19 protein-coding genes and 1 tRNA gene are annotated in these 21,367 nt (G+C 55.6%); 13 read left to right on the forward strand and 7 right to left on the reverse strand.

From position 1 onward, the window contains the following. The first annotated feature begins 35 nt into the window (after positions 1 to 35). Both D1223_RS12350 and D1223_RS12355 read left to right on the forward strand, forming a co-directional pair. Positions 36 to 1,133 carry a CaiB/BaiF CoA transferase family protein gene (locus tag D1223_RS12350; protein ID WP_119376728.1) on the forward strand — a complete coding sequence of 366 codons (1,098 nt, stop codon included), beginning with the start codon at positions 36 to 38 and terminating at the stop codon, positions 1,131 to 1,133. A 336-nt stretch (positions 1,134 to 1,469) separates the two neighbouring features. Beyond that, on the forward strand, positions 1,470 to 1,841 hold the full coding sequence (locus tag D1223_RS12355; protein ID WP_119376729.1) for a helix-turn-helix domain-containing protein: 372 nt from the start codon (positions 1,470 to 1,472) through the stop codon (positions 1,839 to 1,841). Here D1223_RS12355 and D1223_RS12360 read toward each other — a convergent pair. Further along, entirely contained in the window at positions 1,828 to 2,811 is a 984-nt protein-coding gene (locus D1223_RS12360) for a LysR family transcriptional regulator (protein WP_158588464.1), read from the reverse strand. The two genes, D1223_RS12355 and D1223_RS12360, sit on opposite strands and share 14 nt — an antisense overlap. A 127-nt stretch (positions 2,812 to 2,938) precedes the next feature. Here D1223_RS12360 and D1223_RS12365 point away from each other — a divergent pair, with 127 nt between their 5' ends. From D1223_RS12365 to D1223_RS12380, 4 genes are all read left to right on the forward strand, one after another. Then, the gene (locus tag D1223_RS12365; protein ID WP_119376731.1) at positions 2,939 to 3,508 is read left to right on the forward strand and encodes a hypothetical protein; all 570 of its coding nucleotides are present in this window, start codon (positions 2,939 to 2,941) and stop codon (positions 3,506 to 3,508) included. Beyond that, positions 3,505 to 4,149 (forward strand): GNAT family N-acetyltransferase, encoded by a 645-nt coding sequence (locus D1223_RS12370; protein WP_119376732.1) that lies wholly within the window; start codon positions 3,505 to 3,507, stop codon positions 4,147 to 4,149. The genes D1223_RS12365 and D1223_RS12370 overlap by 4 nt, the downstream gene beginning before the upstream one ends. A gap of 115 nt (positions 4,150 to 4,264) precedes the next feature. After that, on the forward strand, positions 4,265 to 5,203 hold the full coding sequence (locus tag D1223_RS12375) for a bifunctional enoyl-CoA hydratase/phosphate acetyltransferase (protein WP_119376733.1): 939 nt from the start codon (positions 4,265 to 4,267) through the stop codon (positions 5,201 to 5,203). Further along, entirely contained in the window at positions 5,200 to 6,390 is a 1,191-nt protein-coding gene (locus D1223_RS12380) for an acetate/propionate family kinase (RefSeq protein WP_158588465.1), read from the forward strand. Before D1223_RS12375 ends, D1223_RS12380 begins: the two co-directional genes overlap by 4 nt. 14 nt (positions 6,391 to 6,404) lie before the next feature. Here the strand turns inward: D1223_RS12380 and D1223_RS12385 are convergent, their stop codons facing one another. The 5 genes from D1223_RS12385 to D1223_RS12405 form a co-directional block, all read right to left on the reverse strand. Next, positions 6,405 to 7,331, reverse strand: coding sequence for a ribose-phosphate diphosphokinase (locus D1223_RS12385; protein WP_158588466.1), 927 nt, complete (start codon positions 7,329 to 7,331; stop codon positions 6,405 to 6,407). After that, entirely contained in the window at positions 7,328 to 8,839 is a 1,512-nt protein-coding gene (locus tag D1223_RS12390) for a thymidine phosphorylase family protein (RefSeq protein ID WP_119376736.1), read from the reverse strand. Before D1223_RS12390 ends, D1223_RS12385 begins: the two co-directional genes overlap by 4 nt. Beyond that, a complete protein-coding gene (locus D1223_RS12395) occupies positions 8,836 to 10,200 on the reverse strand; it encodes an MBL fold metallo-hydrolase RNA specificity domain-containing protein (RefSeq protein ID WP_119376737.1) in 1,365 nt (454 codons plus the stop codon). The genes D1223_RS12390 and D1223_RS12395 overlap by 4 nt, the downstream gene beginning before the upstream one ends. A gap of 93 nt (positions 10,201 to 10,293) precedes the next feature. Then, complete coding sequence (locus tag D1223_RS12400; RefSeq protein ID WP_119376738.1) at positions 10,294 to 10,665, reverse strand: c-type cytochrome; 372 nt, start codon at positions 10,663 to 10,665, stop codon at positions 10,294 to 10,296. Positions 10,666 to 10,791: 126 nt separating this feature from the next. Continuing rightward, positions 10,792 to 10,881: transfer RNA gene (locus tag D1223_RS12405), tRNA-Ser, on the reverse strand. Between the two features lie 233 nt (positions 10,882 to 11,114). Between D1223_RS12405 and D1223_RS19225 the strand changes: the two genes are divergently transcribed. The 7 genes from D1223_RS19225 (at position 11,115) to mazG (ending at position 17,913) form a co-directional block, all read left to right on the forward strand. Beyond that, positions 11,115 to 12,497 (forward strand): septal ring lytic transglycosylase RlpA family protein, encoded by a 1,383-nt coding sequence (locus D1223_RS19225; RefSeq protein ID WP_119376739.1) that lies wholly within the window; start codon positions 11,115 to 11,117, stop codon positions 12,495 to 12,497. 94 nt (positions 12,498 to 12,591) lie between these two features. Next, the gene (locus tag D1223_RS12415; RefSeq protein WP_233353149.1) at positions 12,592 to 13,752 is read left to right on the forward strand and encodes a D-alanyl-D-alanine carboxypeptidase family protein; all 1,161 of its coding nucleotides are present in this window, start codon (positions 12,592 to 12,594) and stop codon (positions 13,750 to 13,752) included. Beyond that, positions 13,749 to 14,384, forward strand: a complete 636-nt coding sequence (gene tmk / locus D1223_RS12420) for a dTMP kinase (protein WP_119376740.1) — start codon at positions 13,749 to 13,751, stop codon at positions 14,382 to 14,384. The genes D1223_RS12415 and tmk overlap by 4 nt, the downstream gene beginning before the upstream one ends. Next, positions 14,381 to 15,328, forward strand: a complete 948-nt coding sequence (locus D1223_RS12425; RefSeq protein WP_158588467.1) for a DNA polymerase III subunit delta' — start codon at positions 14,381 to 14,383, stop codon at positions 15,326 to 15,328. The genes tmk and D1223_RS12425 overlap by 4 nt, the downstream gene beginning before the upstream one ends. A gap of 11 nt (positions 15,329 to 15,339) precedes the next feature. Then, a complete protein-coding gene (locus D1223_RS12430; RefSeq protein ID WP_119376742.1) occupies positions 15,340 to 16,116 on the forward strand; it encodes a TatD family hydrolase in 777 nt (258 codons plus the stop codon). Next, the gene (locus D1223_RS12435) at positions 16,113 to 16,925 is read left to right on the forward strand and encodes an MBL fold metallo-hydrolase (RefSeq protein WP_119376743.1); all 813 of its coding nucleotides are present in this window, start codon (positions 16,113 to 16,115) and stop codon (positions 16,923 to 16,925) included. Before D1223_RS12430 ends, D1223_RS12435 begins: the two co-directional genes overlap by 4 nt. Before the next feature lie 184 nt (positions 16,926 to 17,109). Then, the gene (gene mazG, locus D1223_RS12440) at positions 17,110 to 17,913 is read left to right on the forward strand and encodes a nucleoside triphosphate pyrophosphohydrolase (protein ID WP_119376744.1); all 804 of its coding nucleotides are present in this window, start codon (positions 17,110 to 17,112) and stop codon (positions 17,911 to 17,913) included. Between the two features lie 15 nt (positions 17,914 to 17,928). On the opposite strand, the gene D1223_RS12445 is transcribed toward mazG, so the two are convergent. Continuing rightward, complete coding sequence (locus D1223_RS12445) at positions 17,929 to 21,354, reverse strand: YhdP family protein (RefSeq protein WP_119376745.1); 3,426 nt, start codon at positions 21,352 to 21,354, stop codon at positions 17,929 to 17,931. Positions 21,355 to 21,367 lie beyond the last annotated feature (13 nt).

Raw genomic sequence — 21,367 nt, forward strand, 5'->3', positions numbered from 1 at the left:
CGCAGCCGGCGCACTGACGCAAGGGAGGGCCTTCAATGGCAAGCGGACCACTCGACGGAATAAAAATTGTGGAATTTCAGGGCATAGGCCCGGGGCCATTCTGCGGCATGTTGATGTCGGATCTCGGCGCCGACGTGATCCGCATTGATCGGGCTGGTGGGGGCGGCCGAGCTGCGACACCTGCAAATGTGGAGTCGCGCGGGCGTCGTTCCATTGCCTTGGATCTGAAGAATGCCTACGACATCGAAACGGCGCTGAAGCTCATTGAAAAAGCCGATGGCCTTATTGAGGGGTTTCGACCTGGTGTCATGGAACGGCTCGGGCTAGGGCCGGACGTTGCGTTAAAACGCAATCCGAAACTGGCTTATGGCCGAATGACAGGTTGGGGACAAACGGGTCCGCTCTCACATGCGGCTGGCCATGACCTGAACTATATTGCCCTGACGGGTGCGCTCGGCGCGATGGGACGCAAGGGAGAGGCTCCATACCCGCCCCTTAATCTTATCGGTGATTACGGAGGCGGCGCGCTTTACCTCGCCTTTGGGCTGCTTGCCGCGATTATAAGCGCCCGCAACACAGGCGAAGGTCAGGTCATTGATGTGGCGATGACAGACGGCGCAGCATCCCTGACGTCGATGTTTTACGGAATGCGCGCCATGGGTATTTGGACAGACGAACGTCAGGCCAATCTGCTTGATGGCGGTGCGCCATTCTATGACTGTTACGAGACCAGCGACGCCAAGTATGTTTCGATTGGATCAATCGAACCTCAGTTCTACGCGCTGCTACTGGAAAAGGCGGGCCTGGACGATCCGGCATTTCAAAACCAGATGGCGCGCGACCAGTGGCCAGAGCTCAAAGAAAAGATCACGGCCGTCATCAAGACAAAAACCAGAGACGAGTGGTGCGCTTTAATGGAGGGGACAGATGTGTGTTTCGCCCCCGTCCTTTCCCTTGCTGAGGCACCGCAGCATCCGCACAATTTGGCGCGCGAAACGTTTGTCGAGGTCGAGGGGGTCACGCAACCAGCCCCAGCGCCAAGGTTTTCCAAAACCCCCGGGGCTATTCAGCGGCCGCCGGCATCTCCGGGCGCTCACAATGACGAAATCCTCAAGGACTGGAAGATCGCCTGATACAGCTTCTAAGGACTTGATCACTTCGAGAAGCTAGATGAACAGCTCACAACAACCTGTCATTTATAACGTTCAGCTTGCATCTGTTAGAAAGTGACTGTCAGCCTTGAAAGCGACGTTACTACGTTGAGTTCAAAGGATGACGTCCTTCTTGCTATAACTAGGCCGCCATTTCGGCGGCCTTCTTTTTTTGATCGTTGTGCCAGCTTGGATATTTCTTCGAATCGAACCCACATACAAAGTTATTGTAACACTCCCCCGTATTGCTCTTACGCGATCTTAGGTCGAAACTATAAAGGTAGGAATTCACGCTAGTTCAAGTAGAATGAGGGGAATATGGCAACTGTGCTTTCAGCCTCACCAAGAAAGGTGAGCGATGCAGATCGTGGGATTGGACAACTGGTCAGACAGGCGCGACGTCGCGTCGGTATGACCCTCGATGACCTCGCAAAGAAACTGGGTTTGTCCTACCAGCAGGTTCACAAGTACGAGAACGGCACGAACAGGATTAGTGCCGGGACTTTGGCTGCCATTGCCAACATCTTGTCGGTTCCCGTTGATCACCTATTCCCGGAAGATGCTCTTGCAGATTCGGGTAATGGCGACACCGAACTGGATCGTAGTCGTGGAGAGATTGCGCGGCTGATCCGGACGATCGATGATCCAAAGAAACTTGAGGCAATCGCCACGATCCTCAAGACGATCTAGCAGATTTGGCTTGGTCTGATTGTTCGCCGTCTGGCCGACTTCGTTTGGCCGGATGGACGAACGTATCCATGAACCACGGGCTGACATCCTCACTAAACTGTTTCCGCATCCAGTCTATGACAATTCGACCGCGGGAGAGGCGTTGCATTCGCTGCGTATAGACTAGCCAGAATCGGATCGGCGCTATTTCAGGAAGCGCCAGAGGAACCAGGCGCTCCGGATCGAGTTCAGCCACATAAGATGGCAACACGGCTATTCCGCCACCCCGTGCACAGACTTCGCGAAGAACAGTTCCTGAGTTTGTGATGACAGAATAAGAAAGCGCTTTCTTCAGGTCGTGGGCACGTGTGCTCCATGCATCGATCTGATTCTGGTAGTTTGAGTGTAGCAGGCAAGTATGTCCCTGCAGATCAAACAGGCTTTCCGGCTCGCCGTGTTGTGCCAAATATTCGGGCGAAGCAAAAAACATGTAGTGCAAAACCCCAAGGCGCTGTGACAGCAGATCGCGGTGGCGTGGCTGCTCCCACGCAATTGTCATGTCTGCGTCGCCCGACAACAGGTTTACTTCTTCGTCCGAAATTTTCAGTTCGAGTTCTATTCCGGGGTGTGTATCCAGGAACTCCGGAATGGTTCTCGTTAGCCAGTGAGAGGCAACGCCATCGCCAGCGGCCATCCTGATTCTACCGGTTCCTTCGATGTCGAGCGCGCAAACATCGTACCAGATCGAGTTGGCTTTTTCCGTAATTGCGTGAACGTGCGCCTCCACGACACGTCCCGCTTCCGTCAGCTCGACGCCCCTATGTGTCCGTAGAAGGAGTTCGCAGTTAAGCTTCCGCTCAAGGTCATCGATCTTGCGGCTGACTGTTGGCGTCGATTCACCAAGTTTCTTGGCAGCGGCCGTGAAGCTTTTCAGATCGGCAACTACGCTGAACACGCGCAGCTTGTCCCAGTCCAACTGGTTTTGGCTCATGATCAGATCCTTCCGACATCTCAGCGGCCTCGTTTGGCTAGTAGCAAGGCATGGGCCGAAAAGTAAATTCGCTGGTTGACAACTTACACGCGAATTAACAAACATCTCCCGTGAAGGGAGAATTACGATGACGATTCACCAGTCGGTTGTGCCATTTACCAGCTATCCGTATTGCACGGTTACTCCTGAGGAGATGACTGAGGCAATGATGGCCCATGGCCTGAGGCGATGTGAGCCCAGCAATATTGAAGCGGCTCTCGCGCTCGGCGAAATGCTGATCGGCGGCACACTTGCGCGAGCAGAAGTTGTGTACACGCTGGATATGATTACCAAAATGACGATCTGGGTCACAGGAGATCCAATAGACGGGCTCTATTTAATCGTTCCGTTGACCTTCGAGGGTAGGGCCAGCGTTGAGGATGGAGAATTCGACCCGTCTGATCCGGCCCTTCGCCACGTTGCTCCTGCCAATACTCCGATATTCGGCTTGTATGTTGGATGCTATGCGGGGGGAACAAAAGCAGCGCGCCGTTCCGTCATGTCTGCTTCTGCGTCGGTCAGGGTGTCTCTGTATGCACCCGTGCCGTGTTATGCACGTGGCGCAACGGAGGATGGCGCGCGGTCCATGATGTCACTCGGTTTCCGGCGTCTTCAAGGAGGACTTCCGGACCTCTTTGTTTTTGATCCTGTGGCATGAAGAATTCAAATTCACTTGATTATCCGGGTACTGGTGCTGCGGTGCTTCGCACGAAACCCAGCAGGCATAATTTTGATCGAACGACGGTCAAAGTGGCTAGGACATTGGACGACCTGCAGAAAGTCTTCGCCTTGCGGGCTGCTGTCTTCCTGGCCGAACAGAATTGCCCATATGATGAGGAGTATGACGGAAATGACCTCGCAGGTTTGCATCTGCTTGGCTTTATTGACGACGAGCCTGTTGCCACATTGAGGCTGAGATGGTTCTCCGCTTTCGGAAAAATCGAAAGGGTTTGCATTCTTCCGCGCGCCCGAGGGCGATTTCTGGATCGGATCCTGCTCGCCCACGCCTTTGAAATAGCAGCGATAAAGGGCTACAGGCTGATGATCGGACAAATTCAGGCCCGCCTCTGGCGGCTCTGGTCAAAGGTGCTGATCTGCAAGCTCCGCGAAGACCGACCGAGTTTTTCTTTCTCAGGCTATGAATATCTTGAAATCGATATTCCCGTACCGCTGCACCCATCCACGATCACGCCGTACTCGGATCCATACGTCTTGATCCGACCGGAGGGCGCTTGGCATCGTCCTGGCGTATTGGAATCAGCCATCACGAGCAATAATCCCGTTGGGAAAGCGGCTTAGGCTGCGGAACCAGTCGCGTAACGAGCGAGGCGCTGCGTATTTCGCTTCGCTGGCTCTTGATGCGGGCCGTTCAACGGGGCTCAATGGATCGCTGACAGCCAAAAGGTACGCGTCGATGTCTTCTTCCGCCGCTTCGGACCCCACGCAAGCATTTCAAGAGATGATTGCCAAAGCAAAAGGCAAGCCGCTTCGAACGGCTGTGGTGCACCCAGTTGATCACCTTTCTCTTGGCGGCGCTATGGATGCAAAGACTGCGGGACTGATAGAACCGGTTCTTATTGGCCCGAGGGACAAGATTGCATCTACGGCTAAATCCACAGGAATCGATCTATCGCGCGTGGAGTTGATAGACACGCCTCACAGCCACGCTGCGGCCGCCATGGCAGCGAAAATAGCGGGCGAAGGCAGTGTGAACGCCATTATGAAAGGTGCAATTCACACAAACGAGCTCATGAAGGCTATCATCGACAAGTCGAACGGCCTGCGGACTGAACGCCGGATGAGCCATGTCTTCGTCATGGAGACACCGGCTTACCCCAAGCATCTCATGATCACGGATGGCGCCATCAATATTACGCCGGACCTCAAAACGAAACGGGACATCGTTCAAAATGCAATAGAGCTCGCCATCGCGATTGGTGTTCCAACGCCGCTGGTGGCGATCCTTTCCGCCACAGAAGAGGTCGACCCGAACATTCCTTCGACCATCGACGCGGCCGCCTTGTGCAAAATGGCGGACCGGAAGCAGATCGTTGGCGGCCTGCTGGATGGTCCGCTTGCATTTGACCTGGCAATTTCTGCTGAGGCGGTTGCGGCTAAGGGAATGACCTCACCTGTCGCAGGAGCAGCAGATATTCTGGTGGTGCCTTCACTCGAGGCGGGCAACATGATCGCGAAGCAACTTGACTATTTGGCCGGCGCCGCCGCTGCTGGGCTCGTCATCGGGGCAAAAGTGCCAATAATTCTAACGAGCCGCGCCGATAGTGCTGCAGAGCGCGTCGGTTCTTGTGCCCTTGCCAACCTGTTTGCGCGAGCGATGGGGATGACGCATTGAGACGAGAGGCGATCCTGACGGTCAATACCGGCTCATCAAGCATCAAACTGTCGGCATATGAGCGCTCGGGCATGACCCTTGGAAACTGCCTGCTGAAGGTCAACCTGTCTGGTTTACCCAATGATATGCGCTTCGTGGCGAAGACACCGGAAGAACGCCTGGACCGAATGCCCGAGGCCCTTTCGTCTCGTGTGTCCCACCAGAAAGAACTCGTTGGCGCGCTGGCTAAATGGGCTGCGGATGCGCTGCAGGATGTCGACCTAAGAGCAATCGGCCATCGCGTCGTACATGGTGGACGTGACTTTGATGGTCCCGTGCTCGCGAATAAAAAAATACTCGAACATCTGCGCGGTTTATCCAGCCTTGCGCCATCGCACCAGCCCGCCAACCTGGATGGCGTAAAGGGGATTTCCAGGATTTGGCCCGAAATCCCCCAGACACTTTCATTCGACACAGCTTTTCATCGAACCCAGCCTCGAGTAGCGCAGCTTTATGCAATACCCAGACATCTATCTGAAGAAGGCCTCCTTCGCTTTGGATTCCACGGTCTTTCCTATGACCATATAGCTTCTCAGCTTGAAGGACTGACCGAGGCAGGGAAACGTTCGAGAGTTATTGCGGCACATCTCGGTAGCGGTGCGAGCGTTTGCGCCATGCTGAACGGAAAAAGCATAGCAACGTCGATGGGCCTGACTGCATTGGATGGGGTGCCAATGTCGACCCGGGCAGGCAGCGTGGATCCTGGATTGCTCCTTCACCTGATGATGGATAAGGGCATGAGCGCCCGCGACTTGTCCACAATGCTCTACAAGGAGTCAGGATTGCTGGGCCTTTCGGGTATCAGTGGCGATGTCCGCGAACTTCTTGAGAACTCTGAGACCGCTGCAATGGAAGCTCTGGCTGTGTACACCTACCGGATAGCCCGAGAAATCGGATCACTTGCGACGGCTCTCCACGGCGTGGATACGCTTGTGTTTACTGGCGGAGTAGGGGAGAACTCGGCACCCGTGCGTCAAGATATCTGCGCCCATCTCGAGTGGATGGGGCTTCAAATCGATTCGAGCGCAAACGATGCTGGGCACCGAGAGATCCAGACACCTGCGTCCAAGGTGCAAGTGCTTGTTATTCCCGCGAATGAAGAAGTCGTGATCGCCCGCGACGCCTTGTCAGTCCTCGAAGCCCGATAAGTTCAAAAGCTACGTCACTTAGCGATGTTTGTCCCCATGTTCGCGATAGTGGAAAAAGTCGCCTTAGTGGATTCGGCAAGTGCTTCGGAAATGTCGACCGCATTAGTCCTGTGAGAAATCGAATTCGTTGTGATTACGCGGTCAACGCGCGCGCCAAGAATTCTGTCTTCGACATCGCTTGAAAAAAGTGCGTGAACCACACAGCAGATCGCAGGCCGGCTACCAAGCCGGGCGAGTTCCTTCGCCAAAGACATGACCGTTCCGCCCGTTGAAATGATGTCGTCGATTATCACCGGGGTATAACCGGATATGTCCAGATCGGGTGCAACTGCGACCTCAACGGATTTCGCGTCGTATCTTGTTTTCTGGAATACGAGATATGGCGCACCGCAAGCCCCAGCGATCTTGCTGACCCACTGTTCACTTTCAGAGTCAGGACCGCATATGATTGGGCATTCCGTATTTTTGATTATCCAGGCGGCCATCGCGTTAGTGGAAGATGCGACTGATGCAGGGATCGAAAATACGTCTGCCATTTGAGTCAGTCGATGCAGGTGGGGGTCAACGGTAACCACCCATGAGAAATTGTCTGACAGGATTGCCCCGATATGGCGGGCGCTCACGGATTCACCTGGCCTGAATGCGATGTCCTGGCGGAAGTAAGGCATGTATGGCGCAATCAGCCCAACTGAAGCCGCCCCCAGATCACGAGCCGTTCGCGCCGCCAGAAGCAATGAAACAAGCTTCGCATCTGGGTCATTCAGGCTTGCGAACAGGGCGATATGTTTTCCTTCTGGATTGGTCTCGAACCTTAAATAACTTTCGCCATCCGGGAAGCGGCTCACCTCAAGCAAACCACCGTCAAAGCCTCCCGCGCTGAGCATGGCGTTGTACAGTTCATCGTTCCCCGGAAGGGCATATAGTATCTGCTGTGGGCTCAATGTGTCAGCTCGATGATGTCCGGGTTGGCATGGACATAGTCCAATACATAAGTTAGCTCGCCGATCGTCTCGGTATGTAAGACAAAAAGCGCTTCGCCCTGACCGACCTGGTCACCAAGGCGTACTTTGAGATCAAGACCAGCCGCCTTGTCGTCCGGTGCGCCAGCCAGTTTGGCCGCACGCGCGAGTTTCCTGTTATTGATCGACGCCACGCGACCGTTGAATGGCGCGTAAACCGGACGCTTGTATTTCGCATCTGGCGGTTCACGCAAACCGCCTTGCGCTTCGCAAATCGCTAAAAATTTTGCCCAGGCCTTTCCATTCGCGATGGTATCCTCGGCCATTGATTTGCCCTCGCCAGGCGGCGCGATGCCCGCAAGCTCCAGGATGGCGCCTGCCAGCAGACATGACTTCTCAAACAAGTCTGCAGGTGCGTCCGGCTCGTTTCCCAGCACAGCAAGGACGTCGCGTGCCTCAAGCGCCGGCCCGATGCCCCTTCCAACGGGTTGAGAGCCATCTGTTACCTCGATCCGCAAATGAATTCCAAAAGCGGATGCGACCGTATCGAAGACGTTTGAAAGTTGGCGGGCTTCGACGACGTTCTTGACTTTTGCCGTCGGTCCCACGGGCATATCAATAACGATGTGGGTAGACCCGGCCGCGATCTTCTTGGATAGGACGGACGCGACCATCGTCCCCGGGGCATCAAAGTTCAACGCTCGTTCGACACGGATGATATCTGTATCGGCCGGACTGAATCCCACCCCGTCACCCCAGACAAAACACCCTCCCGTCTGACGAACAACCTCTCGCATTTCGTCTCCAGAAAGATCGACACGTGTGAGGACTTCCATTGTGTCGGCGGTTCCCGCGGGAGACGTGATTGCTCGCGACGACGTCTTTGGAATTAGCAAACCATGTGCGGCAACGATGGCAACAACAATTGGCGTTGTCCGATTTCCGGGCAGGCCACCCACGCAGTGCTTGTCTACGACGGTTTTTTCATCCCACTCTGTTTGATCCCCGGTTTCGATCATCGCTCTCGTAAGCGATGTTACCTCGCCATCCGAAAGTGGGCGGGCTGAGATGGCCGTGACGAAAGCCGCAAGATGGATATCAGAGTAAGCACCACTAACGATATCGCGGACAATAGAACTGATTTGGCGTTCATTCAGGCCATCATCAAAAATTCGCTGGCGGACAAAAGAGAGAGACTGAACTGGCGGGGAGTGCGTGACAGTGACCTCTCCCTTGTCGTCAAGACCAAGCCCGGTCCAGGCCGTTTCTGATAGTCCAATGGTATTCGTCGCGAGCCAGTCAGCTGATACTTGGTAGAGCGTAGCAATAATGGATTTGCCACCGCTGGTGAGGGTCACCCGGCTATGCGCGCTCACACCTTCCGATCGGCAAATGGGGCAATCCACATGAACCAGCGCGACGGCTTCATGCTGACTGAGAAGTCCGAGGCGACGCGCATGCAACTGATTGATTGATGAGGGAGCATTCATGGGAGGTCCCGCGTTTCGCCATGTTCCGGCATCACGACGGACCATCCGAGCTCCTCAGCAATCCGCAGGCGCAAAGCATCAGAGGCCACGGGCTCGCCGTGAACAATGAACGTTTCTTTCGGGCCGTGTCCGAAACATCCCAGCCAACGCATGATTTCGTCGGAATCCGCGTGGGCCGAAAGCATATGAAGGTTTTGCACTTCAGCGCGAACCGGGTGATAGGAACCATGGATTTTGATCTTCGTTGCGCCGGCAAGCATCGCGGCGCCTCGCGTTCCGCCGGCTTGGTATCCTGCGAACAGGATTGTATTTCGTGAATCTGGAGCGAACGCTTTCAGATGATAAAGAATACGACCACCCGTGGCCATGCCACTTGCCGAGATAATGATTTTGGGAGTCTGGTCCTGGTCCAATTTCTGGGAATCTTTGCCTTCACGAACATATTCAGCAACGCCGCAGGCTTCTTCAGCTTCTGCACGCGTCAATTTATGCGTCTTGGCAAACCGAACGAACAACTCGGACGCGTTAATCGCCATTGGACTGTCGAGATAAACTGGCACCTGCGGAATACGCCCAGAATGTATCAGTCGACTGATATGGAACAGCAGCGTCTGTGCCCGGCCAACCGCAAAGGATGGAATCACGACCGTTCCACCGCGCGAAAAAGTCCGGTTCAGGATCGCCTCGAGCACGTCCTCGGGATCTGTTTCAGCATGCGTGGTATCGCCGTATGTCGACTCGACGAGTAGGTAGTCGGCCTGCTTGATTTCCGCAGGATCATGCATGATCGGCGTTCCGTATCTTCCAAGGTCCCCGGAAAAGACGATCAGATTGTCGCTCGTCTGCATTTCAATGGATGCTGCTCCAAGTATGTGTCCGGCTTCGCGAAATACTGCTTCAACGCCTTCGATGATTTCGATGGCTTCGGAGAACGGATGCGTTCGAAAATGCTGGAGGCAGCGATAGGAATCGTCCTGTGTGTACAGGGGCAGGGCAGGTTTGTGACGGCTGAACCCTTTGCGGTTTGCAAACTCCGCCTCTCGTTCTTGCAGGTGGCCACTATCAGGTAGCAATATCTCGCAAAGCGCCCTGGTCGGCTCGGTACAATGAATGTCTCCCCTGAATCCGTTTTTCACCAGAAGCGGTAGGTAACCTGAATGATCGATGTGCGCATGCGTCAGCAGAACGGCATCGATGTCGGATGGCGAAACGGGCAAGGGCTTCCAGTTCCGCAAACGAAGCTGCTTGAAACCCTGGAACAAGCCGCAATCGATCAAAACTCGCTTGTTACCGGACTCGACCAGGTACTTCGACCCTGTGACCGTGCCTGCCCCGCCAAGAAATGTAATCTTGTCAGCCATCTGTTATCTTCCATCGGTTTTTCACAGCTGGTCCGACCGAAGGCCAAGCCCGTTCCGGTCGCAATCAGTGTATGTACGGACACGCGCCCGTTGTCAGATAGTCTGCGGTTCCTGGATGCTCTCGATATAGGCAAGGAGTGCATCGACATCTTGCTGTGTAAATTGCCATTCCGGCATGTCCGGGTGGCCCACGACGATGCCCTGCAAAAAAGGCTGCTTAAGCTCATCAACTGGATACTTCCAGGACAGTTGCCGCAATGGTACCGCATCAGGATGCGGGCTTTCTCCGGTAATGCCGATCGCATGACATTTGGCGCATAGATTTTCAGCGATCGCTTCGCCGCGCCCCAACAGCTCAACATGATCGGGCGGGGCCGCCTCCGGAAGGTCTTGCGCGGCCCGCGGTTCGCTACACGCAGTCAAAATCAACAAGAAAAGGCTTGTGCCCAGAATTACTCGCAACATCGTCTTCCACCTCCCTCCAGGGAGATTGAAGGCGCTTTTCGAACTTCGCAACAGCCAGCATCCTGCGAATGAAGCGGATTTCGACGCCGAAGAGCTCCACACCGGCGTCGCGCCGAGAAAAAAGGCTGGCGGAGGAGGAGGGATTCGAACCCCCGGAACGTTTGCACGCTCAACGGTTTTCAAGACCGCCGCATTCAACCACTCTGCCACTCCTCCGTGGCCGGGCGCCTGTTTCCGACATGGTAGCGCGAAAAGCAATAGGGCGGCTGAACCACATTTCCGCCTCATTTCGCCAGATAGTTAATATTGTGTTTTGGTCGCGCTTGAATCTCGATGCAGCCATTCATGCTATGTCCATTGTGACATGGTAAACGGCCTTTATCAGGAATTCGTTCCTGGGCTGCCGACAGAAAAGTCGCGCATGCAAGAGACCACAGAATGAGGTTCAAATGGCACGCCGTTTCAAGTCTGGATTCTCACCAATAGCCATCGCAGCGCTCGCCGTGACAATGGCCCCGGCCGCGACCGCCGACCGCAAGCATCCTGCGCCCATCGAGTATGTCAGCGTGGGGCAGGGCGGCGCTCGGATACAGGCCGATCAAACTCGCCAGACAAGTAGTGTACCGAAACCCAACTCAGGCGCCACATACGATGAGTGGCGCGGTCCGGTTACCCAGACGCGCGCCGTGCAATTGCCGGAGAGCCGCGAAAAAGTGCGGTTTTCTTATCCTGGCTCAGGTTCACAATCGGTCGCCCAGCAACGCCAGTATGCTAGCGTTGACTCAAGTCCTTTGGCTTCCCAGCCACAAATACCGACCAGACTCTGGCCCGCTGAAGCGTCCGCTTCACCTCTTGAGGCCTCGAAATCTCCGTCTGTCAGCACGCTCACGCTTGGTGAAGGCGCCGTCTCTTCGTCGCAACCCGCTGTCTCTCAGACCGTGACGCCGAAAGCATCCGGCGTGCCTCATGAAGAGCATGGTCTGGCGTCATGGTATGGTGAGGATTTTCACGGCCAGCCGACCGCAAATGGCGAAATATTCGACATGTATGCAATGACTGCGGCCCACAGGACACTGCCGCTTCCCAGCCTCGTCCAAGTCGTAAATGAGCGTAATGGCAAGGAAATTGTCGTTCGCGTCAATGACCGTGGTCCATTTGAAGACGGACGCATTATTGATCTCTCGAAGAGAGCCGCTGATGCTCTCGGCTTCGCTGAACAACAAGACGCCCCGTTGATCGTGCGCTACCTGGGACCGGCTCCAGCACTTGGTTCTACGCAGTTTGCCAATGCAGAGACGAGCTTGCCGGACGTGCGGAATACAGAAATGGCAAACGAAGCATCCAGCCGAATGAGCCGGCCTGACCTTTACGAGGATATGCTGCTCGGCGCCTATGAGCCATCGCTGGGCGTTCCGGACCCTGGCAATTCTATTGCAACGCCGGCTCGGCTCGCTTCTCCGTCGCAAACGCGTACGGACATCGTTCCGGCCGACATCAATGAAGAGTCGCTTCCGCCACTCCAGCCTTATTCAGCGCCAGCACCTGCTGTCAGGACCGTCAGTGCATCGCCACGCACCATGAACGTCCGCCAAACAACGTTCAGCCCGGAAATATACGTCCAGATCGGTGCCTTTGCGGATATTGGAAATGCACAAGGCAGACACGCACAGGTTGGCGGCATGTTTCCGGTCAAAGTCGAGGATGTTCAGATGCATGGCGCGGACTATTTTCGTGTCATGGTCGGTCCGTTTCCAACGCGCGACGCAGCTGAGCGGGCCCGGGTCCAGCTTCGCACACGCGGGATCAATGACAGCTTTGTCGCTCTGCGCTGATATCTGTCATCAACATTGACCTTCGTCTCAAAGCAGCCCTTTTCTTGAGTCAGGTTTTGCCAACAGGCAAACCGTGATCAGGAGGAGTGCTGCTTTGCTGCTCAAGCCCAAACACCTCATCATTCTGGCGGCCGCTTTGTCGGCGTGCTTTTCCGCGCACGCCCAGCTGATAGATACGCAAGCCAGCAATGCGGTCATCATGGATTATGAGACTGAAGAGATTCTGTTCTCCAAGAATGGCGAAGAGGCCATGATCCCCGCGTCCATGACGAAGATCATGACGGCGCACGTCATATACGAAGCGATCGAGAATGGGGAACTGACCCTCGAAACACGGCTGCCCGTCAGCGAACGGGCATGGCGTGAAGGCGGCTGGGCGACCGGTGGCTCTACAATGGGACTGTCCATTGGTGAAACGCCCACGGTCGAGGAGCTGCTCCGAGGCGTTATTATTCTGTCTGGCAATGATGCCTGCATCGTACTGGCCGAGGGGCTATCGGGCACTGAAGAGGCTTTCGCTCGGCGCATGACGGAACTCGCCCATCAAATGGGACTCGATTCAGCGCAGTTTGAAAATGCCAGCGGCCTCTACGCTGAAGGACATGTCATTTCGGCTGCCGATCTCGCCAGGCTGGCGCGGATGGAGATCGACAAGTTCCCCCAATATTACAAGTTTTACTCCGAGCGCGAGATGACGTGGAATGGAATCACACAACAGAACCGTAACCCGCTGCTCGGGTCGCTCGACGGCGCCGATGGCCTGAAGACGGGGCACCTTGAGATTTCCGGGTACGGGCTGACCGCATCAGCGGAGCGTGATGGTCAGCGCCGGATATTGGTCATTAACGGCCTTCCTTCCTCTCAGGCCCGCGCAGACGAAGCAGCACGTCTCATGCGTCTGGCTTTCACCGCTTTCGACACGCGAACAATTGAACCAGGCGAAAAAGCGTTGGCTGTTTTGCCGGTATGGAATGGTGAAGCGCGAGAAGTTGGCGTCAAACTGGCAGAACCGCTAAGTGTAACCGCTCACAAGAGTGCATTTTCACAGGCCGAGGTGGCTATTGTTTTTGACGGACCGATCAAGGCGCCTGTTCAGGCGGGTGATCGCATAGCAACTCTGGAGATAACCGTTGCTGGCAAAAAAGATCCGGTTGAAGCGCCGCTTATCGCAACTGAAAATGTCGAAAAGCTGGGCTTTATCGGGCGCGCAATTGAAGGTTTGAGCCTCAAGATCGGTAACGAGACAGCTTCATGAGCGTAACGCGAGGCTTCTTGGTGACTGTGGAGGGTGGCGAAGGCTGCGGAAAATCTACGCTACTTCAGGGACTCGCGAAGAAACTGTCTGATGAAGGCAGGACCGTTCTGCTGACACGCGAACCGGGTGGAACGCCACTGGCGGAAAGCGTTCGCAAGCTCGTTCTTGACCCGCCCGAGGGTGACGTATGGAGCCCTCTGGCGGAGGCATTGCTCATGAATGCCGCCCGCAGCGACCATGTACAAAAGAAAATCCTTCCCGCCCTTCAGCGAGGGGAATGGGTGCTTTGCGACCGGTATTCCGATTCAACCCTGGTCTACCAGGGTGTAGGCGGTGTCAGCCCGAATGTGTTGAAGGCCATGCAGGCTGAAGTCACGCGTGAGGCGCGCCCCGACTTGACGCTGATCCTCGATGCCTCTCCGGAGGACTTGCTGCAGCGCCGCATCAATCGGGCCACCAGCGACGTGTTTGAGAACCGGCCCCGAGAATTCCATGATGCGGTGAGGAACGCATTCCTTAAAATCGCTAAAACGAATCCTGAGCGATGTGTGGTCCTCGACGCGATGCTGTCGCCCAAAGCGCTCGTCGAAGCCGCCTTCGTTACAATAGAGGAGCGTCTGGCGGTCTCATGACGGTTGCGCCAGCCCTTCCATTGTTTGGACACACAAATGCGCAGAGCGCTTTTCTCGCCGCGAGAGACAGTGGACGTCTGCACCACGCCTGGATCATCCAGGGTCTTTCAGGCATCGGAAAATCACGTTTTGCGTTGCGGCTTGCCGCGCTTCAGCTTGGCGCCAAACCAATTTCTGAAGATCCGGCCGGGGCTCCGGCTAGCGACCCTGTCATGCAAAAGATTCTGTCCAACGGTCACCCGGATCTGAAACTCATTCAGCGCCAGCTGAACGACAAGGGAAATCTCAAGCAGGATATTTCCGTCGATCAGATCCGCGAACTAAATGCGTTCTTTAGTCTGAAGCCCGCGTTAGGTGGGTGGCGGGTTGGCATTATCGATGCTCTCGATGAACTGAACACAAGCAGCGTGAATGCGCTCCTGAAGACGCTGGAAGAACCGCCGGCCAATTGTCTGCTTTTCCTGATTTCCCATGCTACAGCGCCAATCCTTCCGACCATTCGTTCTCGGTGCCAAACACTTCGCCTTCGTCCTTTGGCTCTGGAAGACACACAATCCGTGCTCGAAACTACAGAAATGGAAAACCCAGTCGAACTGGCAAGCTTGGTGCGCGGTAGACCCGGTCGGGCAGAGGAGCTGGCGGGAGGCAAGGTGATGGTTGCCTCCAGTGCCGCCCAATCACTTGTAAAAAGCCTGCCATCGGCCAATGAGGCTCAACTATCCCATGCGATCCTTTGTGCCGGGGAAGACGACCAGACATTCAGCGCATTTGCGGACACGATACTGAATTGGGTGAGCGAAAAGGCCGTCGAAGAGCCAGTTTGGTCTGAAGTCTGGTTTGAGGGGCAGAAGATCGTGTCTGCGCAAAAATCGCTACATATCCCGGCAGACCAGGCTGCGGCTAAACTGGTAACACAGCTTCAATCCGCCTTCGCTAACCGCTAGACGCTTGGTTCATGTTTGATACGCATGTAAATCTGCACGCAGAGGCATTTGCCGACGATCTGGAGGCTGTGCTTGCCCGCGCCCGCGACGCTGGCGTCACCCGATTTCTCGCAATTTGTGACCGCTTCGACAACTATCACCGGGTCGCTGAGATTGCGGTTGGAAATGCAGACATCTGGAACAGTGTCGGCGTTCACCCTCATTACGCGAAGGACTTTACGGGACTCTCGGTTGAAGCGCTCGTAGAAGCCGCGGAAGACGCGAAGACAGTCGCAATTGGTGAAACGGGCCTGGATTTCCATTACGGCTACTCTGCAGAAGCCGCGCAGGTCGATAATTTTCGGCGGCATATTGAGGCGTCGCGTAAGACTGGCCTGCCACTCATTGTCCACACGCGTGAAGCCGACGATCTGACAGCCGACATTCTGGAAGACGAGTTCCGCCGAGGTCCATTTCCAATTCTGTTACATTGCTATACAGGCGGACAGGCGCTGGCAGATCGGGCGCTGGATCTTGGCGCGTACTTCTCCGTTTCCGGGATTCTGTCCTTCAAGAACGCCAAAGATGTGCGCGCGGTTATCGCCACAATTCCACTCGATCGCGTCATTCTGGAAACGGATTGCCCATACCTGGCTCCAGTGCCATTCAGGGGCAGACGGAACGAACCGGCCTTTCTGATACACGTCGCAGAAGCATTGGCGGCAATACATGGGGAGGAAGACGCTTTGCACGTTGCATCAGTGTGCGAAGAAAACGCACTGACACTATTTAAGAAAATCTCTTCATGAGTGTGCAGGCCAGATTTACTTTGTTGGGGACAGGGTCTTCCGGGGGCGTTCCGCGGATCGGTAACGATTGGGGGGCATGCGACCCGAAAGAGCCGAGAAACCGTCGTTTACGTTGCAGCGCATTGCTTGATGTTGGGCCTGCAGACATGCCGGAACGATCCACTCGGATCCTCATCGATACCGCACCGGACCTGCGCGAGCAGCTGCTCCGGCAGGAAGTGCAGCACCTCGATGCACTGGTGTACACGCATGCGCATGCCGATCAGGCCCATGGGATAGACGATGTACGGGCGCTCGTCCTGCGGATGCAGAAAACGATTCCAACCTTCATGGATGCGCCTACGGCTGACGCGCTATTGAACCGATTTGAGTACTGCTTTCAGGGGAAGGGGGGCTATCCACCAATCCTTGACCGGCAACCGCTGCTGATGCCAGGGCAGCCGTTCTCCGTCAAAGGGCCGGGCGGACCGGTGTCGATCCTGCCATTTGACCAATATCACGGTCGCATCAAGAGTCTGGGTTTTCGCATTGGCAACCTCGCTTACTGCAATGACTTGCATGACTTTCCCAGCGAGAGTTTCGATGCCTTGAAAGGCGTAGAAATCCTAATTCTCGACGCATTGCGGTATAAACCGCATCCTTCGCACGCCCATCTTGACCGGGCGCTGGCCTGGATAGAAGACATTGAGCCCGGCACTGCGTGGTTGACGAACCTCCACGTCGATATGGACTATCATACGCTGTGCAACGAATTGCCGTCCCACGTCAGGCCTGCCTATGACGGCCTCTGCCTCGATTTCACGGTTTAGGCTCGAACATCCCATTTCCCATAATATTGATTATGCAATCTTCTTATGAAGTCCGGATAAGCTGGCGACGGCACCGCACTGGCGGATATCTGGACTTCGCAAGCATGCTGTGCTCGCAGTGATTGCCGCGTGGATAATTAGATTGCAGTTTAGGCCCCGCGTTGGCTGCTGAAAGGAACGCTGAATGGTGCCCTCCCCCTCCTCCGAGTTCGATCGCCTTAAGGAGATCATGGCTGCCCTGCGGGATCCTGATAGCGGTTGTCCTTGGGATATCGAGCAGGATTTCGCATCGATAGCCCCCTACACGATCGAGGAAGCATATGAGGTTGCTGATGCGATAGATCGCGGCGATTTTTCCGATCTGCGCGATGAACTTGGCGATTTGCTGTTGCAGGTCGTCTTTCATAGCCAGATGGCTGCTGAGGCGGGCCTGTTTACAGTTGATGACGTGGCGCAAGCCATCAACAACAAGATGGTCCGCCGGCACCCCCACGTTTTCAGGGCACCCGATGGCCGGGATGCCGATGGTCAGACGGAAGCGTGGGAAGCGATCAAGGCGCAGGAACGCGCTGACAAGGCCGCTACCGGACAGACCGCGTCCGCTTTGGATGGGGTCGCCCGCGCGCTTCCGGCCTTGATGCGTGCCGAGAAGCTGCAGAAGCGTGCCGCGCGAACGGGTTTCGACTGGAAAGAGCCAAAGCAGATCCTCGACAAGCTCGCCGAGGAGTCGGATGAAGTCGCCCAAGCCATTGAGGGTGGAGTTGTCGCTGAAATCGAAGATGAAATTGGCGACCTGCTCTTTGTTGCGGCTAATCTCGCCCGGCGATTTCGGCTCGATCCAGAAATCGCACTTCGCAAGGCAAATGCAAAATTCGAACGGCGTTTTCGCGCCATGGAATCTTTGGCCGCAAGCCGGGGCCAAGCTTTCGATTCATTGACGCCTGAAGAGCAGGATCGACTCTGGAAAGCTGTTAAAGCGAAGGAATAGCCAAGCTGCGGACATTCAGTTGTTTGGCGTTGAGCCTGGTGCTGAAGGAATGAATTCGGCATCTGGCATGGGCGGCGCGGGCGGTGTCCTGTTTGGATCAATCGGGAGGCTGTCCGGAATGGTCGTGTCGGCCGGGTTTTCGAATATGCGGCGAAGAATGCCAGGCGTGACGGCCGACAACGGATTGACAACGACCTGTGCCCTGTCGAGCGTTCCTCTGATCGAATAGGTCAGCGAGAAGATACCTTCCCCGTCCCGACCAACAAATAGATCGCCAATAATGGGGACGGCATTCAGCATCGAGTTCATGCCAAAGCTGGGCACCAGAACGCCGCTGACGCGGATTTCGTCATTTGTCTGCCCGATCCATCCATTTAGCGTTAGCCCAAGCGCTGGGCCATTCGCGGTAGCGCCATCAAAGATCAGGCGATCTCCAGCCAGCGTCACCGGGACTGTGACGTCTGTGAACAGGATCCCTTCGCCCGAAAGCGTATCAGAAAGACCTCGCAGTGATGCAAGCGAAAGAATTTGGGTCAGCAGCGGCGCATTCTGCATCCTGACATTTTCCAGTTCTAGCCGCAGGGTTGCGGGAACCTCTCCTCTCGCCATCTGACCATTCAGCGTCATTGACCCGCCAGACATGAATTGATCGCCAAGCAGTGCGCTCATGAGGAACCCAGCATCATCACTCTGCAGCCGCAAGCGCGCCGCGCTGCTTGCCGTCGGACCGACATAGGCAGCGACCACGGAAGAGTCTGTGCTTGATCCAATGTTCCCGCGCGCGACGACTTCCTTCACACCTGCTCGCGTGCTCTCGAATGCGAGAGTTGCATCGTTCAGTTCCAGCATGTTGCGCAAACGGAGTGTCTCAATCGAGGCATCAAGCTTTACGGGAATGCTGAAGCCCGAGCCTCCAACTGCACCGAAATCGCCGAAGAAGGCGCTGGCGTCCAGGAAGGCGCCGCTGAGCTTACTTGAGAAGGAATCGTCGGCCTCACGTGTGATCTCACCGCTTACGTCGATGAAGTCTTTCAAATAAGCCTCCCGGACATTGAGGTTCTGTAGTTGGCCGCCGGACGATAGACGCAGATCACCGTCAAAGCGCGCATCGGCGCTTCGAAACTGCAGCGTCGAATCGGTTATTTGCGCCCCTTCGCCATAAGAAAGCGTCGCGCGTGCGGGCTCGCCCGACGACTTGATCCATCCAAGCTCGGAGACATCTACTCTGGCCGACTGCAAATCAAAACTGATATCCAGTTTTCGAACGCCTGATGCGGTGACCAAAGCCTGTAATTCGACCGGAATGTCACCGCTGATATAGGCCCGCCCAACGATACCAAACCTGTTCAGAAAGTCTGGTGAAATGAACGAACTCGCGGAAAGATTGGCCGGCGCGCCATCGTCGTCGAGGTCGTCGCGCCAGGTAAACTGCACCGGCGCAGGCCCGAGGTCTCCAAATCCGGTCAGGACGAGCCTATTCTCTGAAAGCAGCACGTCGACCTGCCCGCCCACCAAATCGAGCCCCGGCAGCGCATCGGTCAAGCCGCCATCGGTGACTGTGCCAGTTAGTTTGATATTGATATCTTCGCTTTTAACGCGGTTTCGCAAGGGCATGAAGAGCTCGAACGTCATGGACGCGTCGCCTGAAAACCGTTCAGGATCGAAGTCGTTTCCATCCTCGCCCATAATTCCCGAATTCACCAGGTTGCGCATCGCATCGACGACTGGGCCAGCACCTTTTGCATACACGCGTAGCCGATCTTCCCTGCTATCAAAGCGAGGAATCGTGACACTTCCTTCGCTCAACGGCCATCCGCCATACTCGCCGCTATTGAGCTGCACGGAAAAGCCATTTCCGGTCAGGCGCGCCGATCCGATGCCCTTGGTTACGGGCGGAAACGCATCAAGAAATCGGACCGTTGCGTCTTCGACGAAGAAGCGGACTTCAATGTCTTCATCCCGCAGTCGGCCGTCCGTGATGCTGTCAGGCTTAAGGTCAAGATCGACGCTGGCAGCCGTCGCCCTGACCGACTCGATCTTGTCGCGTGTAAACTTGCGCGCACTCGGACTGAGTGTTTCGGGCCAGAAGCGGAGAGCTTCCGATTTGTCCAGCATGCCAGTCATTTCGGCATTCAGTTGTATGGCGAACGGAAGTTGGCCTTCATCTGAAGAAGCCCGCGACTGGAAATCAGCTACACCTTCAACCGTCGCGTCCTGTGACGTGAAGGAAAAACGCTCGAATGTCGCGGTGTGATCAACGAAGTTTATGTCGCCTTCAACGGTAATGTCGCTCAAATCCCACGCATCGGGAAAGTAGGGGACGAGGTCGACTTTCGTCTCGTCCGATTGAAGATTGAAACTCGAAATCGAGCTCTCGGATGTGGGCTGCCCAATAGTTCCAGACCAGGTCCCAGTTAGCCGTTTCGATTGGATGTCCAATTCCGAAATCGTGAGTTCATCGCTGTCAGGCCTATACACTGTTTCAAAAGACAATGCGTCGACCGACTGAGGTCGCCCCGTCACCACGATCTCCCCAGCTTCTGCGCTGGCGTTGAGCTGCACTTCTGATATGCCATCGCTGGCCTGGTAATTGACCACCAAACCGATATCCGCAGGAAAACCGCTTATGCGGTCACCCAATATGCCCAATCGGACGGCCAGATCGCCGACGCTCCAGTCGAAAACCTCGACCTCCAATGAAAGAGAGCTGTAGTCTACTGGTACATTGAGTGTCGCATCGAGATCCCCAGGCAAACCGAGCCCCGTACCGCTGCCGGCTAGAGCAACGCGTAAGCCGTCTTGATTGCGTTCGAGCGCGCCAGTCGCATCACTCATTTCACCGATCAGCGAGTTATCAGCTGCGTGGAAGCGGAGATCCATCGTCTCAAAAGACGCTGCCTCCAGTGTGCCCTCCCTGCGCGTCAGTTCGACACCGACCAGGACGTCTCCCAGAACTCTGTTGAGGAGTTCAAGCCAACCATCCGCAGTTTGTGGTAGCTGCCTGGCTTCGAATTCTGGAAGCGGTTCTCCCGCAAATGTCCACAGAGTTGGTGTGACGTTCCTGACATCCACCCAGCCATCGCGCAGTTCTACTCTCAACACTTCAGTGCGGCCAAAAAACAATGACCCCGCATCTAGCGTAATAAGCGCTTGTGATGCTTTAGCGGCTATGTTGCCGTCGTCGTCCGCAAGCGACAGATTGTTCGCTGATACGATCACCCTGCGGTCCGTTGGTGACCATTGCAGTGTCAGGTTCTCAATCTCGACATCCCTGCCATCGCGCGCTTCTTCCAGAGCCCGCTCGACATCACCCTTGAAGATGTTGAGCTCGACCGGCCCTTGCGCGAGCATGAAAGCCAGGATGACAATAGCCGACACTGCAAGCAGCAGAATGCCACCAAGCAGTTCAAACGTTATAACTGTGGCCGTCTGTCTGACCAATGCCTGTTGCCCT

It is taken from the genome of Henriciella mobilis, from assembly GCF_003576285.1.
GTDB classification, from domain to species: domain Bacteria; phylum Pseudomonadota; class Alphaproteobacteria; order Caulobacterales; family Hyphomonadaceae; genus Henriciella; species Henriciella mobilis.